The organism is Streptomyces sp. NPDC042638 (assembly GCF_040647235.1).
In the GTDB taxonomy this organism is placed as follows: Bacteria; Actinomycetota; Actinomycetes; order Streptomycetales; family Streptomycetaceae; genus Streptomyces; species Streptomyces rameus.
The window spans coordinates 213436-228675 of record NZ_JBEZBT010000001.1 but is presented as its reverse complement, the minus strand read 5'-3'; the positions used below and the strand labels follow the sequence as shown (position 1 = coordinate 228675).

Below are 15240 nucleotides of genomic sequence, written 5' to 3'. Positions count from 1 at the left end.
CGCCGGTCCGCCGGGCCTCCGCCGGTTGACCGGGCCTCCGCCCGTCCACCGGGCCCCGCCGGTCACCGGACGCCGGAGTCGCTCACCCCGCCGCGTTGCCCTCGCTGTGCCGCAACAGTAAGGAAGGGGAAGGAGGTTCAAGCGCCTGGAAGCGAGACCCGCCCGCCCCTCCGGTCCGCCCTGCCTTCGTCTGCCTACCCTTCGTCCTCCTCCGCGCCATCCGCCGCGGGCGCACCCTCGGCCGCCCTGATCGCGTCCCGGTACGCCCGCGCCGCCGCTCGCAGCGCCGCCTCCGGATCCACGCCGTCCGCCTCGGCGCGGACCGCCAGCGCGAGCAGCTCGTACCCGATGCCGTCCCCTTCGGGCACGGGGACGTCCAGGTCCGCCGTACGGACGCGGGAGGCGAGCTTCGCGGCCAGGGCCAGGCCGGGCTGGCCGAGCGGGACCCCGTCCGTGACCGAGGTGCGCTGCTTCTCCTCCGCCTTGGTGCGCAGCCAGTGCTCCTTGACGTCCTCCGGGGTCTCGGCCCGCTCGTCGCCGAAGACGTGCGGGTGCCGGCGGATGAGCTTGGCGACGATGCCGCCGGCGACGTCGTCGACGGAGAACGGCGCGTCCGGGTGCTCCTCGGCGATCCGGGAGTGGAAGACGACCTGGAGGAGGACGTCACCCAGCTCTTCGCGCAGCTCCACGCGGTCACCGGCCTCGATCGCCTCGACCAGTTCGTACGCCTCCTCGATGGCGTACTTCGCCAGTCCCTCGTGGGTCTGCCGGGAGGACCACGGGCACTCCTCGCGGATGCGGTCCATGACCTGCACGAGGTCCAGCAGGCGGGCGCCGGGCAGGTCGTAGGAGGCGGGGAGCAGCTCCAGGTCCGGCATGGCGACCCGGCCGGAGCCGGCCAGCCGGGCGAGGCCGTCGGTGAGCGCCGGCTCGCCCTCGCCCGTCGCCACGACCACCACCGTCCGCCCGCCGGCGCAGGCGTCGACCAGCTCCTGCGCGGTGGGGGACGCCTGCGCCACCGCTATGCCCGCCTCACGCAGATACGGCAGCTGCGGATGCGCGCCGTCCGCGCACAGCACGGCGTCGGCGCCGCGCAGGGCCTGCCAGGCGGGCCAGGACAGCAGGCCGGGGGCGACACGGTGGCTGGTGGTGAGCAGGACGATGCGGCCGGGGGCGGCTTCCGGGCCGGCCGGGGGACGGACTGCGGGGCTGGTTTCGTTCACGATCCGAACGTAGCCCACGGCGCGAGTGAGCGGATTGCGTTGTCCACAGGGGCGAGGGGATCGTGTGATCGTATGACCGACGGCCCGCCGCCTTACCCTCCCGCCGCCCTACGCTCCCGCCCGGCCTGCGCCTACGCCGTCAGCGGCTGGCCGCCGTCCGCCGTCGTGACCTCCCGTACCCAGGGCGTCTTGGCGTCCACCCGGCTGCTCTTCTGGACGTCCCAGGAGCCGTAGCGCGGGTTGAGGTCGACGTGGAGCTCCGCGGACGCCTTGGACAGGGCCTGCCAGAAGGCGGGCTGGCTGGTGTCGGTGCCGAGCTTCGCGGCGAGCTTCTGCGCCTCCAGTTGCAGGCGCAGGTTGTCGTCGAGGTGCCCCGGGGCGATGCCGTACTTCTGCAGCCAGGCCGTCTGCAGGCCCTTGCCGCCGCCGGCCTGCCGCTCCAGGTCCGCGCGCATCCGCTGGATCTCGTTGCGGGTGACGCCGATGCCCCTGTCCCGGGCGGCACGGTGCAGCACCCGGTCGAGCACCATGTTGTGCAGGGTGTCGCGGGTGAGGCTGCTGGTGGAGGAGACCACCTGCTGGTACTGGGTCTCGTCCGGCACCGCGGCCCGCTGTGCCCGGCGGACCTCGTCGACCCGGCTCTCCAGCTGGGCGACGGTGATGCGCTGCCCGCCGACGACGGCCGCGGCGCCCGGGTGCGCATCGTTTCCGCAGGCGGTCAGCAGGGGTGCCGCGGCGGCGATCGCGGCGGTGAGGACGAGCGCGGTGCGACGGCGGTGCAAGGAGGCCTCCCGAGGAGATTGTGCGGCGGTGCACAAAGTCTTGCGGTGATCGATGGTAGGCAGTGGGCAGGCTGCGGCCAACCCATTCGACCAACGATTCGCGCGCGCTTCGGGCACCGCCGCGCCGCGCCGGGACGGCCCGGGGCGGCCCGCCGGGTCAGCCGACGATGGCCACCGGCGCGTCCCAGGCGTCCCGGTCGACGGTCAGCGTGACGCCGCCGCGGGTCTCCTTGCTGTTGACCAGGTACTGGTGGCCGCGGCTGTGGCCGGTGAACTGGGTGGCGCCCCACGGCCAGTCAGCGGTCGTCGTGTCCTGCTTGTCCCACAGCGCGTACCAGAGGTTGCCCGGCAGGTCCGTCTTGTCGGACGCGGTCGCGACGGCCTTGGCACTGGTGCTGCTGAAGCCGTAGTAGCCGCCGCGGTAGGTGTCGGCGCGCAGCGTCTTCATGAAGGAGCGCACATACGCCAGCACGGCGTCGTTGCACGCCTTGTTAGTGATGTCGTACGGCTCCATGTCCAGGTAGACCGGGCTGCCGGCCTTCATGCCGAGCGCCGATGCCCTGGCCACCGCGTCCTTGGCGTCGCTCGCGCCGAGGGAGACGGCCGTCGAGGCGGTCAGCTTCTCGGGGCTGGAGCCGGTCTGGCAGGGCGGCTGGGCGCCGACGTAGATCGGTATGAGCTTCCAGCCCAGGGAGTTGACCGACTTCACCCAGGAAGCGGTGAGGTTGGGCTGGGCGCAGCCGCGGTTCTTGCCGCCCACGTAGACGGCGGCGGCGCCGTAGTAGCCGGTGTGCCATGCCTTCATGGCGGACAGGGAGGGCGCGGTGCAGGTGTCGAACGCGCGGCCGGTGTACGTCTTCTGCGCGGGCCAGGCGCCGGCGGCCATGGAGGTCTGCGCGGCGATACCGCCCCCGGCGACGACGGCGGCACCGGCCACCGCCCACGTGACATACCTGCGCTTCTTCGACTGCCGGTGACCGGCCATGAACCCCACCCTTGGTTGTGCACGGCGCTCCACGCGCGTGCGTGCCTGACGAGAACGACGTCGGCGAAGGCGACGTCGGGGAGAACGACGTCGGCGAGAACGACGTTTTCCCGGCTGAATCTACCCGCGCACCTGGCCCAGCCACTGAAGGGTCCGCCGGACCTCCACCGCCAGCGGATGCCCGGGCCCGTGCAGCCGCTCGACGTCCACGACCAGCCGCGCCAGCGTGTCGTGGGCCGCCGGCCGGTCACCGAGGGCGAGCAGCAGATGGCCGACGCGGCGGCGCACGTCGTGGGCGAGCTGCGGGTCCCCGGAGACGTACTGGTTCTCGTAGTACGGCAGCAGGGCGCGGTACTCGGCGAGCGCCGCCGCCGGTTCGCCCAGCTGCTCCAGGCACTGCGCGGCCTCGTAGCGGTAGCGCAGCGCCTGTGGGTCGGCCCGGCCGGCCTCGGCGGCGCGCTCGTCGGCGAGACGGCGCAGTTCGGGCAGCGCGCGCCGGTACTGGCCGTCGTCCATGAGCGTGGCCGCGTACTGCTTGCGCAGGGTGCGCACGACCGGGGAGTGCTCTCCGTGCTGCTCGGCGGCGGCCGGCAGGATCGCGCCCAGGATGTCCACGGCCTGCGTGATACGGCCCTCGCCCAGCAGGCGCTTGACGTCGTCCACGGCGGCGGCGACATCGGGCTTCCCGGCCGCCGGCGCCGCCGCCGCGACGGGAGCGGGCTGGGGCGCGGGGGTCCGCGCGCGGTCCGGCCAGGGTGCGTGCGGGCGCAGGAAGGGCCGCGTGGGGTCCAGGGGCGCCCCCGTGGGTGCCCCGCGCGCGGGCAGCAGCGGCGCCAGGTCCTCGTACACCTCCTGCGCGGACGCCGGCCGGTGCTGCGGATCCTTGGCGAGCAGCCGCAGCACCAGCGATTCGAGCGCCTCGGGGACCTCGGGGCGGATCCGGCGCACGGGCAGCGGCGGCTCGTACAGGTGCCGATGCAGCACCCCGAGCGCCGTGGAACCGGCGAACGGCACCTCTCCGCTGAGCAGTTCGTGCAGCAGCACCCCGAGGGCGTACAGGTCGGTGTACGGGCCGACCGCACCGCCCATCGCCTGTTCGGGCGCCATGTAGGCGGGTGAGCCGATCGGGGAGCCGGTGTGGGTGAGGCGCGTGGTGTCGGTGTCCATCACCGAGGCCACGCCCAGATCGAGCACGGTGACCGTGCCCTCCTGCTTCACCATCACGTTGCGCGGCTTGAGGTCACGGTGCACGATCGGCACGGCGTGCACCGCGCTCAGCACGGCGCACAGCTGCGCGGCCACCGCGACCGCCCACTGCCACGGGTACGGGTCGTGCTCGGCCAGGTGGTCGGAGAGGTCGGCGCCGTCGACGTACTGCATGACGAGGAACAGCTCCTCGCCCTCGCTGCCCGCGTCGTGCACCGTCACCAGACCGGGGTGGTCCACCTGCGCGGTCACCCGGCACTCGCGCAGGAACCGGCGGCGCAGCTCGTCCGCCTCCTGGCCCACCACCTTGTCGGGGCGCAGCAGCTTCACCGCCACGCGCCGGTCCAGCCGCCGGTCGTACGCCGTCCAGACCTGGCCCATGCCGCCCTGGCCGATGAGCGTGGACAGTTCGTAACGGCCGGCGACGACGCGTCCTGCCGTCACGGTCACCGTCCGCCCTCGTGGCCGTCCTGCCTGCGCAGGTAGTCGCTCAGCTCGTCCAGCTCGGCCCGCACCTGGTCGATCCGCGCGGGCGCGGGACGCTGCGGCGGCGGGGTGGTCAGCGGGGGCCGGGGCGCGGTGCCGTGCGCCAGCGGGGGCGGGGTGTGCGGCGCGGCCGGGGGCGCCGGCGGCGTGGCGGGTGCCCGGTGCGCGGACTGCGGGACCGGCACGGTCGTGCCGTACGGGCCCGCCGCCGGGTAACCGTATGCCGGGGCCGGACGCTGTGCCTGGTACGCCTGCTGCCGCAGCAGGAAGTGGCGGGTGTCCGCGGCGAGGTAGTACGCGATGGTGCTCACCAGTGTGGTCAGCAACAGCACGAGGCCCACGTAGCCGCCGGTGGTGTGGATCTCGTCGCCGGGCTCGGTCGCCACCAGCGTGAGGCTGAGGATGTCGGCGGCCAGCACAGCCACGAACAGCCCCCAGTCCAGCGACCGGCGCGTGACGGCCGCCAGCCGCAGCATCATCGCCCAGGCCAGGAACCCGATGGAGAGGAACCCGAGCGCCACGAACAGCACACGCAGGAGAACCAGCCACGCGGTGTGCGGCGGCGGCTTCACCGGCTGACCGTAGCCGTGGCCTTGCATGGCTGCTCCCGTTGCCTGAAGTGGGCGTGCCTGCGCGACCGGCGTCCTGCGCGGGGCGGGCAACGCCGGTCGTGCGATCGTCGCTTCGAGCATATGGCCCGACACGGACAAGCGGTCCGGGATGTACCGAACCGTTGTGCGGGGGCGGGTGCCGGCCGGTGCGGGATCAGCGGGGCGCGACCGTGCCGTCCGTCAGTCCGTCGTACATCCCGCGCACGAGCTGCTCCCCGAGCCGGGCCGCCTGCCTGAGCGCCCGCTCGAACTCCTCGAGTGCGCGGAAGTGCGCGCCGTAGCGCCGCTGTTCCTCCAGCGGGAGCCGGGGAAGCTGCAGCCGGCGCACGTCCAGCCGGGTCGCGGTGGAGGCGTAACTGCTTGCCTGCCGGTTGTTGGCGGTACCGCGCAGGAACCCGGCGAGGAACCACGGATCGAGCGCCGTGCGATCGGGGCGCAGCAGCACCAGGTTGCGCCCCAGGGCGGCGCCCCCGGTGGCATCGTCGATCACGCGCGCCACCGAGCCGCCGCCGAGCACCGGTACGACGACATCGCCCGGCTCGGTCAGGACGGCTTCCTCCTCGCTCTCCGGCAGCGTGCCCGAAGGCGCCGTCGCGGCCAGCACGTCGTGGTCGGTGAGCACCGGCACGCGCGCGTGGCCGCCGTTTCCACCGGTACGCATCACCAGCGCGCCCCCGCGCGCGAGTTCACCGACGGTGGTGAGCGGCCAGCGCGCGGGCGGTGCCGGGTCGGCGGGCGGCGGGGTGAGGTCGGCGGTCAGGCGCAGGGTCGCGCCCAGGCGCTCACGCACCTGCGTCAGCTGCTCGGCGCCGTCGGCCACGGCGGCCGGCGGCAGATGGCGGGCGGGGGCGAGGTCCACGTCGTCGTCGAGGAGGTCGATGACCGGCACCGAACGGGCGAGACCGGGCCGCTGCGCCAGCCGTCCCGCGCGCGCGAAGGCACCCCAGGCGTCCAGGACTGCCTCCCGTACCGCCTCCCAGTCCGGACCGCCGCGCCCCTCCCCGGCGAACCTCCCCGTGTCCACGAGCAGCACCTCGGGCGTCGCGGGCGTCCGGCCGGGCCGGCGCAGCACCCACAGGTGCAGCGGGATGTTGTACGGCGGCGCCGCGCCGACCGGCAGCGTGACCACGGCCCGCAGCGCGCCCCGGCGCAGCAGGTCGGCGCGGATCCGGCGCCCGGAGCGGCGGGACGCGGCGGCCGGCGGCATGAGCAGCACGGCCGTGCCGCCGTCGGTCAGCCGGGCCAGCGCGTGCTGCACCCAGGCCAGCTCGGACTCGGTGCGCGCGGGGAAGCCGTACTCCCAGCGGGGGTCGTAGGAGAGTTCGTCATGACCCCAGTTGCGCTCGTTGAACGGCGGATGGCACAGCACCGCGTCGGCGCGCAGCCCGGGGTGGGCATCGGCGCGCAGGGTGTCGCCGACGGCGCCGCGGACGCCGGCCCGGCTGTGCAGCGCGAGCCGCAGCGCGCTGAGCGCGGCGAGTTCCGGGGCGCTGTCCTGCGCGTACAGCTCCTGGTCGGGGCGGGCGTCCACGGCGCGCAGCAGGGCGCCGGTGCCGCAGGCCGGGTCCAGGACGGTACGGGCCGGGCCGGCGAGGTCGGCCATGAGCCCGGCGAGCTCGGCCGGGGTGAGCGTGTACTGGCGGGGGTTGGCGTCCAGGTGCCGGCCCAGCAGGAACTCGAACGTCTGCCGCGCCCCCGCCTCGGCGGCCAGCTCGGCGGCGCCGCGGAGGAGGGGGACGGAGGGCAGGAGTTGAGGGCCGGTGGGGGTGGGGACCGCGGGGGCGGGGGACGCAGGGGCCGTGGCGGTGGGGGCTGCGGGGGTGGGGGCCGTGGGGGTGGGGGCCGTGGGGACGGGGACGGCGGGGGTGGGGCTGCCAGAGGTGGCCTGTGGGGGCCTGGGGGTTGCGGCACCGCGGAAGCGGGGCGTGAGCACCTGATCGAGGGCTCCGGGCAGCATCGCGGCCAGCCGCGCGTCGGAGCCGGCGCTCGCGTCGAGCCAGACGGTGGGCCGCTCATGGATCAGCAGCAGCACACAGCCGGTGTGCACCAGGGCCGGCAGCGGGCCCTCGGGATGGCCGGCGAGCTGCTGCCAGACGCGTTCACGCAGGGGGACCTCGGCGAGTTTGCCCTGCTTGCGCAGCCACGCCTCGACTTCGGCGAGCGCGAAGGTCGGGCTGGTCTCGGTACCGCCGACCGGCTTCGGGAAGTCGGCGTGCCGACGGCGCCAGTTACTGACGGCGGCACGGCCCACCCCGGCGAGCCGCGCGATACCGGCCGCGGTCACCTCTGTCGCGTTGTCCTGCACCGGCGTCGCTCCCCTCGTCCCGTGTGTGCACCGAGCATACCGGCGTACACAAGAGCCATGGATTCACGGGCGTGTACAACTCCGACTCCGTGAATCGTGTTGACTCGGTTCACAGGCTCTGCTCTCATTGACCCCGCGAACAAGCGGTCACCGGAGGGGGAGGCCGCCGCATTCGGGGAGGGTTTCGCCATGGGCATGAAGGCCAGGCTCACGCTCGGGGCCGTCGTGGGGATCGCCATCATCGGTACCGTGTCCGCGAACGCCGGCGGCGAGCACAAGGACAGCGGCTCCAGCGGCAGCGGCAGTGGCACTGGCAGCGGCAAGGCGTCTTCCGCGCCGCTCGGCCGCACGTCCGGGCCGCCCACCTCGCCTGCCTCGCCCGCCTCCTCGATGGACGGCGACGGAGGCACGTTCAAGGTCGGTACGGACATCGCGCCGGGCACCTACCGGTCGACCGGCAACGCAGGGGGCTCCTGCTCCTGGGAGCGCACGAGGAACGCCGGCCACGGGCTGGAGCCGGTCATCGCCGGCAACCACGTCACCGGCACGGCCGTCGTCACCATCAGCCCCTCGGACGGCTACTTCAGGACGACCGGCTGCGGCGACTGGAAGAAGGCCTGACCCGTCCGGTCATCCCCGGCGCGGAACCGATCCCGCGCCGACACCGCGCCGATCCCGCGCCGGCCCCGCACTGCCGCGCCCCACGCCACCCCACGCCGCCCCACGCCACTCCGCGCCGCTCGCCCTCCGGCACTCCGGTCTCCGGCACTCCGGCACTCCGGCACCCCACCGCTCTCGCTCCTCCCCCGCAGCTCAGCACCGCCACTCCAGCACGCGCCACCACGCCCCCCGGGGGAGCCGACCGGCTCCCCCGGCTCGCCAGACACATCTCTCACCAAGGAACCACCATGCGTCGCACCTCACTTGCCGCCCTCTGCCTCGCCGCCGCAGCCACCGCGGGGCTCACCACCGGCTGCCTGCCGGGGCCGGGCAAGGCCGACAGCACACCGAAGGGTCCGTTCGCCGGACTGAGCGGTGGCGAGATCGCCGAACGCGCGTTGAAGGCCACGACGACCGCCTCGTCCCTGAGGCTGAAGGGCCAGGTCGCCGACGACGAGAGCAAGGGCGTCATTGATCTCGACATGGCACTGAACCGCAAGGGCGAGTGCGCCGGCACGATGAGCATGGGCGGTGCGGGCAAGGCCGATCTGATCAGGACCGGAAGCACCGTCTACATGAAGTACGACGAGGCGTTCCTGCGGGCCCAGAGCCAGGGCGAGTCGAAGGCCGACACCGACGCGGCCGTGGCGATGCTGGCCGGGAAGTGGACCAGGATGTCCGTGAAGGGCCAGGACGCCAAGGACATCGCGAGCTTCTGCGACCTGGACTCGGTGCTCGGCGACGTGAAGGACGGCGACTCCGCGGCCACCCGCGGCAAGACCACACGGGTCGGCGGCACGCCCGCGATCGCCCTGCACGAGAAGGACGGCAAGGACCGCTACACCGCGTATGTGGCGACCGGGGGCACGCCGTACCTGCTGCGGGTCGACAGTCAGCCCGGCGCCAAGGAGCCGGTGCACCTGACCTTCACCGACTACGGCCGGCCGGTTCCCGCACGGAAGCCCGCGGGGAAGACCATCGACCTGGACGCGCTGGGCGGCTGACGCCGGGCGGGGGCCCGGCCGGGGCCCGGCGCGGGGTCACAGCGGGTACTCGGCCATCGGGGTGTGCGGTTCGCGGTGCTTGGCGTTCGGGCGCTGACGGTGTCCGGGCGGGTGCCGCGGCGCAGGTCTTCGGCGGGTGAGTGAACCGGCCGGGTCAGCGAGCCCGGAAGCGCGCGGGTGCCTCGGTCGGGTTGCCGCCGGTGGGGAGCTTCTGCTTCGGGCAGGTGGCGAGGACCTTCTTCATGGCCGCCTGCTCCGCGGCGGTGACCCACAGGCCGTACTTCTTCTTGACCGCGACCTGGGCGGCGACATAAGGGCACCGGTAGGCCTTGTTGGGCGGGAGCCAGGTGGCCGCGTCCCCGTCTCCCTTGCCGCGGTTGGTGCTCGCGTCGACCGCGACGAGGTTGAGCGGGTCGTTGGCCAGGGCTATGCGCTTGCCGGGGTCCCAGTACTTGGCGCCCTTCTGCCAGGCGTCGGAGAGGGCGACGACGTGGTCGATGTCGACCTGGCTGCGGCCCCGCCGGTAGGTGATCTCCTTGCCGGAGTAGGGGTCGGGTTCCAGCAGGCCGTAGGAGACCTTGCAGGTGCCGCCGGTGAACTTCACTTCCTTGAGGTCGCGTTTGAGTATGTCGTCGCGGGTGTCGCAGGAGTTGGAGTCGGTGTCCGCCCAGGCGGTGCCGAACCGGGCCCGGGAGTAACCGGTCTTGGGCGCCCGCCCCTTGACGGTCAGTGAACCGGCCGCGGTGGCGGCGGCTCCCCCGTGTCCGGTCTTCTCCGGTCCGAGGGCTCCCCCGGTCTGCTCGGCCGTGCAGCCGGTCACGGTGACCAGCACGGCGACGGCGGTGACCGTCCCGCCCTTCAGAAGCGTCACGGTGCGCCCCCCTTGTTCGACCTGGTCCGCCTCCCGGTCAGGGGCGGATCGTTCCCACCCCCCACGGTAACTTTCCCGGGCCGCCCATCAGATGGGGCGTTATAGGGTGAATCACCGATATTCCGGGCGGAACTTGTGGCAGGTGACGTGGTGCCGGGACTTGACCTTGCCGCCGGCGTCAGGGTCCGACCCTTCCGGCATGAGTGAGAACAACCGCCCCGAGGGGCCCCGTACCGTCCTCGTGACCGGCGCCGGTACCGGTATCGGCCGGGCCACGGCCCGCGCGTTCGCCGCCGAGGGTGCCCGGGTCGTCGCCGTCGGCCGCCGGGCCGCGCCCCTGGCCGAGACCGCCGAAGGGCACCCCGGGATCACGCCCGTGCCCGCCGACCTGACCGCCGAGGAGGGGCCCGGGGCCGTCGTACGGGCCACGCTGGAGCGGTACGGCCGGATCGACGTGCTCGTCAACAACGCGGCCGTCGTCACCGCCGACTCGCTGCGCGGCTACACGCGCGCGTCGGTACGGCCGCTGCTGGACACCAACCTCCTCGCGCCCGTGCTGCTCACCCAGGCCGCGCTGCCCGCGCTGGAGGAGAGCCGGGGTGTCGTGGTGAACGTGACGACATCGGTGGAGGGGCGGGCCTGGCCCGGCAACTCCCTGTACGCGGCGGGCAAGGCGGCCCTGGAGGTGCTGACCCGCAGCTGGGCGGTGGAACTGGCGCCGCACGGCATACGGGTGGTCGCCGTGGCCCCGGGCGCGATCGAGACACCGATCGTCGAGCACGCCGGGTTCACCCCCGGACAGCGCGCCGCCCTGCGCCGGTGGCAGCTCGAGCACACCCCGCTCGGCCGGGTCGGCCGTCCCGAGGAGGTCGCCTGGGCCATCACGCGGCTCGCCTCCCCGGAGGCGTCGTTCGTGACGGGCGTGGTGCTGCCCGTGGACGGCGGCGCGGTCGTCGCCTGACCGATGGGCCTTCCCGGGGACACCCGGCGCCACCGCCGGGAGCCTCGTCGGGGATCGCCGTCAGACGGTCTCGCCCGCCTCCCGCAGCGCCGCCGCCAGCCGGTCCCGTACCGCCGCCTGGGACGCGATACGGGCGTCGAGCACGGCCAGCCGGTCCCGGGCGACCTTCAGCCCGCGGGCGGAGGCGGGGCCGGCGGTGACGTCGCCGTCCAGGCAGGCCAGGAACGCGCGGGCGTCGTCCAGGGTCAGTCCCGCCTCCAGCAGCCGGCGGATGTTGCGGACCCGGACCGCGGTACGGGCGTCGTACTCGCGGTAGCCGTTGGCGGCGCGCGCGGAGGTGATCAGGCCCTGCTGCTCGTAGTGGCGCAGGGCGCGCGGTGTCGTCCCGGTCGCCTCGGCCAGCTCACCGATCCGCACGCGCGCCCCCGCTCCCCTGCCGGTTCCTGTGCTCGGCGCCGCGTCCGCCGACGTCCCCGTCGCCGTCCCCGCCGCGTCCGCCGACGTCCCCGCCGCGTCCGCCGACGTCCCCGCCGCCGTTCCCGTCCCCCGTCGCACGACCGCTAGCTCAGGATCGAGGTGAGGAACTCGCCGACCCAGGCCAGCAGTTCGCGGCCGACCAGGGGCCTGCCACCCACCTTCGCGGTCTTCGGGCGCGGGACCAGCAGCTGGTGCGCGGCGGGCTTGATGACCGTACCCGGGTAGAGCCGCTTGAGCCGCAGCTCCTGGGACTCGCGCAGCTCCACCGGCGCGAAGCGGATGTTGGTGCCCTGCAGCACGATCTCGCCGACGCCGCACGCGCGCGCGAACATCCGCAGCCCGGCCACCAGCAGCAGGTTCTCCACCGGCTCGGGCAGCTTGCCGTAGCGGTCGGTGAGTTCCTCGCGGACGGCCTTGATGTCCTCCTCGCTGTTGGCGGAGGCGATGGCCCGGTAGGCCTGCAGGCGCAGCCGCTCACCGGGGGCGTAGTCGTGCGGGACGTGCGCGTCGACGGGCAGCTCGATCTTGACCTCGAGCGGCTGCTCCTCCTCGATCTCGCCGGTCTCCAGCTGGCGCCGGTAGTCGGCGACCGCCTCGCCGACCATGCGGACGTACAGGTCGAAGCCGACGCCGGCGATGTGCCCGGACTGCTCGCCGCCGAGCAGGTTGCCGGCACCGCGGATCTCCAGGTCCTTCATCGCGACGTACATGCCCGCGCCCATCTCGGTGTGCTGGGCGATGGTGGCCAACCGCTCGTGCGCGGTCTCCGTCAGCGGCTTCTCCGGCGGGTACAGGAAGTAGGAGTAACCGCGCTCCCGGCCTCGGCCGACCCGGCCGCGCAGCTGGTGCAGCTGGGACAGGCCGAAGGTGTCGCCGCGCTCCACGATCAGCGTGTTGGCGTTGGAGATGTCGATGCCGGACTCCACGATCGTGGTCGACACCAGCACGTCGAACTTCTTCTCCCAGAAGTCGACGACCACCTGCTCCAGCGCGGTCTCCGACATCTGGCCGTGGGCGGTGGCGATGCGCGCCTCGGGGACGATCTCCCGCAGCTTCGCCGCCGCGCGGTCGATGGACTCGACGCGGTTGTGGATGTAGAAGACCTGGCCCTCGCGCAGCAGTTCGCGGCGGATGGCCGCGCCGATCTGCCGCTCCTCGTACGGCCCGACGAAGGTGAGCACCGGGTGGCGCTCCTCCGGGGGCGTGGTGATGGTGGACATCTCGCGGATGCCGGTGACCGCCATCTCCAGGGTGCGCGGGATGGGCGTGGCCGACATGGTGAGCACGTCCACGTTCGCGCGCAGCTTCTTCAGCTGTTCCTTGTGCTCGACGCCGAAGCGCTGCTCCTCGTCGACGATGACCAGGCCGAGGTCCTTGAACCTGGTCTCGGAGGAGAACAGGCGGTGGGTGCCGATGACGACGTCCACCGAGCCTTCCTTCAGGCCCTCCAGGACGGCCTTGGCCTCGGTGTCGGTCTGGAAGCGGGAGAGGGCCTTCACGTTCACCGGGAACTGCGCGTACCGCTCGGAGAACGTCCCGAAGTGCTGCTGCACCAGCAGGGTCGTGGGTACGAGGACGGCGACCTGCTTGCCGTCCTGTACGGCCTTGAAGGCGGCCCGTACGGCGATCTCGGTCTTGCCGTAGCCGACGTCGCCGCAGACCAGCCGGTCCATCGGGACCGTCTTCTCCATGTCCTCCTTGACCTCGGCGATGGTGGTGAGCTGGTCCGGGGTCTCGGCGTAGGGGAAGGCGTCCTCCAGCTCGCGCTGCCAGGGGGTGTCGGCGCCGAAGGCGTGGCCGGGGGCGGCCATGCGCGCGCTGTACAGCTTGATCAGGTCGGCGGCGATCTCCTTGACGGCCTTCTTCGCGCGCGCCTTGGTCTTCGTCCAGTCCGCGCCGCCGAGGCGGTGCAGGGTGGGTGCCTCGCCGCCGACGTACTTGGTGATCTGCTCCAGCTGGTCGGTCGGGATGTACAGCCGGTCGCCGGGCTGGCCGCGCTTGGCGGGGGCGTACTCGACGACCAGGTACTCGCGGGTGGCGCCCTGGACGGTGCGCTGCACCATCTCGATGTAGCGGCCGACGCCGTGCTGTTCGTGGACGATGTAGTCGCCCGGCTCCAGGGTGAGCGGGTCGATGGTCTTGCGGCGGCGGGCCGGCATGCGGGCGCCGTCGCGGCTCGCGGTGCGCTGGCCGGACAGGTCGGTCTCGGTGAGCACGGCGAGCTTGAGGGCCGGGTCCACGAAGCCGTACTCGATCGAGCCGCAGGAGACGTGCACCACCGAGGGGCTCAGCTCGGCGAGGTCGGCGTCCAGGCGGGCGGCGATGCCCTCGCCGCCGAGCACCTCCACCGTGCGCGCGGCCGGGCCGTGGCCCTCGGTGACGAACACCGTGCGCCAGCCGTCGGCGAGCCAGCCCTTGGTGTCGGCGAGGGCCCGCGCGGTGTCGCCGCGGTAGGTCTCGGGTGCGTGCATGCCGAGCTTGAGGGTGTCGGCCTCGAGTTCGAGATCGGCGGCGAACGGCGACACCGACCACCACATCATGTCCAGCTCGCGCGCGCGGTCACGGATGTCGGCGAGGGACCACAGGGAGGCGGCGCCGACGTCGATGGGGGCCTCGCCGCCGCCGGCGGTGGCCGCCCAGGACGCCTGGAGGAACTCCTGCGAGGTCGCCACGAGGTCGGCGGCGCGCGTGCGGACCCGCTCGGGGTCGCAGACGAGGGTCATCGCGCCCTCGGGCAGCACGTCGAGCAGCAGCTCCATGTCGTCCACCAGGACGGGGGCCAGGGACTCCATGCCCTCCACGGCGATGCCCTCGGCGATCCTGCCGAGCAGTTCGCCCAGCTCGGGGTGGTCCTCGGCGAGGGCACGCGCGCGGGCGCGGACGTCGTCGGTGAGCAGCAGCTCGCGGCACGGGGGTGCCCACAGCCCGTGCTCGGCGACTTCGAGTGAGCGCTGGTCGGCGACCTTGAAGTAGCGGATCTCCTCGACGTCGTCGCCCCAGAACTCGATGCGCAGGGGGTGTTCCTCGGTGGGCGGGAACACGTCCAGGATGCCGCCGCGCACGGCGAACTCGCCGCGCTTCTCGACGAGCTCCACGCGCGCGTAGGCGGCGGCCGCGAGGGCTTCGACGATGTCGTTCAGATCGGCGGTCTGGCCGGTCCTCAGGGCCACCGGTTCCAGGTCGCCGAGGCCTTTGACCTGCGGCTGGAGCACGGAGCGCACGGGGGCGACGACGACGGAGACGGGGCCGGTCTCGGGGTCGTCCGGGCGGGGGTGGGCCAGGCGCCGCAGCACGGCGAGGCGGCGGCCCACGGTGTCGCTGCGCGGGCTGAGCCGCTCGTGCGGGAGGGTCTCCCAGGAGGGGTACTCCACGACGCCCTCTTCGGGCAGCAGGGTGCGCAGGGCGGCGGCCAGGTCCTCGGCCTCCCGGCCCGTGGCCGTGACCGCCAGCACGGGCCGGCCGGCCTCGCGGGCCAGGGCGGCGACGGCGAAGGGGCGGGCCGCCGGGGGGCCGACGAGATCGACGTGCGGGCGGTTGCCGTCCGCTGCCGCCGCGATCGCTTCCGCGAGGGCGGGGTCCTTGACGACGGCGTCGAGCAGACCGTGCAGGCTCATGAGGGCTTTTTCCGTCCGGGGTGGGCAACGCGAAGAACCCGACGCGGGGAGCAGC

The 15240-nt window shown here is 73.6% G+C and carries 12 protein-coding genes; 3 read left to right on the top strand and 9 right to left on the bottom strand.

Going from position 1 to position 15240, the window contains the following annotated elements; translation table 11 throughout:
- Nucleotides 1-194: 194 nt before the first annotated feature.
- The 6 genes from AB0B40_RS01010 to AB0B40_RS00985 all read right to left on the bottom strand — a co-directional run bounded on the left by AB0B40_RS01010 (nucleotide 195) and on the right by AB0B40_RS00985 (nucleotide 7598).
- The gene (locus AB0B40_RS01010; RefSeq protein WP_362261864.1) at nucleotides 195-1223 is read right to left on the bottom strand and encodes a nucleoside triphosphate pyrophosphohydrolase; all 1029 of its coding nucleotides are present in this window, start codon (nucleotides 1221-1223) and stop codon (nucleotides 195-197) included.
- Nucleotides 1224-1354: 131 nt separating this feature from the next.
- The gene (locus tag AB0B40_RS01005; protein WP_362261861.1) at nucleotides 1355-2005 is read right to left on the bottom strand and encodes a SurA N-terminal domain-containing protein; all 651 of its coding nucleotides are present in this window, start codon (nucleotides 2003-2005) and stop codon (nucleotides 1355-1357) included.
- A 157-nt stretch (nucleotides 2006-2162) separates the two neighbouring features.
- Complete coding sequence (locus AB0B40_RS01000) at nucleotides 2163-2990, bottom strand: glycoside hydrolase domain-containing protein (protein ID WP_345052968.1); 828 nt, start codon at nucleotides 2988-2990, stop codon at nucleotides 2163-2165.
- A gap of 120 nt (nucleotides 2991-3110) precedes the next feature.
- Nucleotides 3111-4604, bottom strand: coding sequence for a protein kinase (locus AB0B40_RS00995; RefSeq protein WP_345053011.1), 1494 nt, complete (start codon nucleotides 4602-4604; stop codon nucleotides 3111-3113).
- 38 nt (nucleotides 4605-4642) lie between these two features.
- Entirely contained in the window at nucleotides 4643-5254 is a 612-nt protein-coding gene (locus tag AB0B40_RS00990; protein ID WP_362261858.1) for a hypothetical protein, read from the bottom strand.
- Nucleotides 5255-5447: 193 nt separating this feature from the next.
- The gene (locus AB0B40_RS00985) at nucleotides 5448-7598 is read right to left on the bottom strand and encodes an N-6 DNA methylase (RefSeq protein WP_362261855.1); all 2151 of its coding nucleotides are present in this window, start codon (nucleotides 7596-7598) and stop codon (nucleotides 5448-5450) included.
- A 189-nt stretch (nucleotides 7599-7787) separates the two neighbouring features.
- Here AB0B40_RS00985 and AB0B40_RS00980 point away from each other — a divergent pair, with 189 nt between their 5' ends.
- The gene (locus tag AB0B40_RS00980) at nucleotides 7788-8219 is read left to right on the top strand and encodes a hypothetical protein (RefSeq protein ID WP_362261852.1); all 432 of its coding nucleotides are present in this window, start codon (nucleotides 7788-7790) and stop codon (nucleotides 8217-8219) included.
- Between the two features lie 287 nt (nucleotides 8220-8506).
- Nucleotides 8507-9262 carry a hypothetical protein gene (locus AB0B40_RS00975; protein ID WP_345052978.1) on the top strand — a complete coding sequence of 252 codons (756 nt, stop codon included), beginning with the start codon at nucleotides 8507-8509 and terminating at the stop codon, nucleotides 9260-9262.
- Between the two features lie 154 nt (nucleotides 9263-9416).
- On the opposite strand, the gene AB0B40_RS00970 is transcribed toward AB0B40_RS00975, so the two are convergent.
- On the bottom strand, nucleotides 9417-10133 hold the full coding sequence (locus AB0B40_RS00970) for an HNH endonuclease family protein (RefSeq protein WP_345052980.1): 717 nt from the start codon (nucleotides 10131-10133) through the stop codon (nucleotides 9417-9419).
- Between the two features lie 199 nt (nucleotides 10134-10332).
- Here AB0B40_RS00970 and AB0B40_RS00965 point away from each other — a divergent pair, with 199 nt between their 5' ends.
- Entirely contained in the window at nucleotides 10333-11094 is a 762-nt protein-coding gene (locus tag AB0B40_RS00965; protein ID WP_362261848.1) for an SDR family oxidoreductase, read from the top strand.
- Between the two features lie 60 nt (nucleotides 11095-11154).
- On the opposite strand, the gene AB0B40_RS00960 is transcribed toward AB0B40_RS00965, so the two are convergent.
- A complete protein-coding gene (locus AB0B40_RS00960; protein ID WP_362261846.1) occupies nucleotides 11155-11511 on the bottom strand; it encodes a MerR family transcriptional regulator in 357 nt (118 codons plus the stop codon).
- 143 nt (nucleotides 11512-11654) lie between these two features.
- Nucleotides 11655-15185: a transcription-repair coupling factor gene (gene mfd, locus AB0B40_RS00955; protein WP_345052988.1), complete on the bottom strand. Its 3531-nt coding sequence runs from the start codon at nucleotides 15183-15185 to the stop codon at nucleotides 11655-11657.
- Nucleotides 15186-15240 lie beyond the last annotated feature (55 nt).

Excerpts from the sequence above, each read along its gene's own strand:
- AB0B40_RS01000 (WP_345052968.1), bottom strand. The coding sequence starts at position 2,990 with ATGGCCGGTCACCGGCAGTCGAAGAAGCGCAGGTATGTCACGTGGGCG.
- AB0B40_RS00965 (WP_362261848.1), top strand. The coding sequence starts at position 10,333 with ATGAGTGAGAACAACCGCCCCGAGGGGCCCCGTACCGTCCTCGTGACC.
- AB0B40_RS00975 (WP_345052978.1), top strand. The coding sequence starts at position 8,507 with ATGCGTCGCACCTCACTTGCCGCCCTCTGCCTCGCCGCCGCAGCCACC.
- AB0B40_RS00980 (WP_362261852.1), top strand. The coding sequence starts at position 7,788 with ATGGGCATGAAGGCCAGGCTCACGCTCGGGGCCGTCGTGGGGATCGCC.
- mfd (WP_345052988.1), bottom strand. The coding sequence starts at position 15,185 with ATGAGCCTGCACGGTCTGCTCGACGCCGTCGTCAAGGACCCCGCCCTC.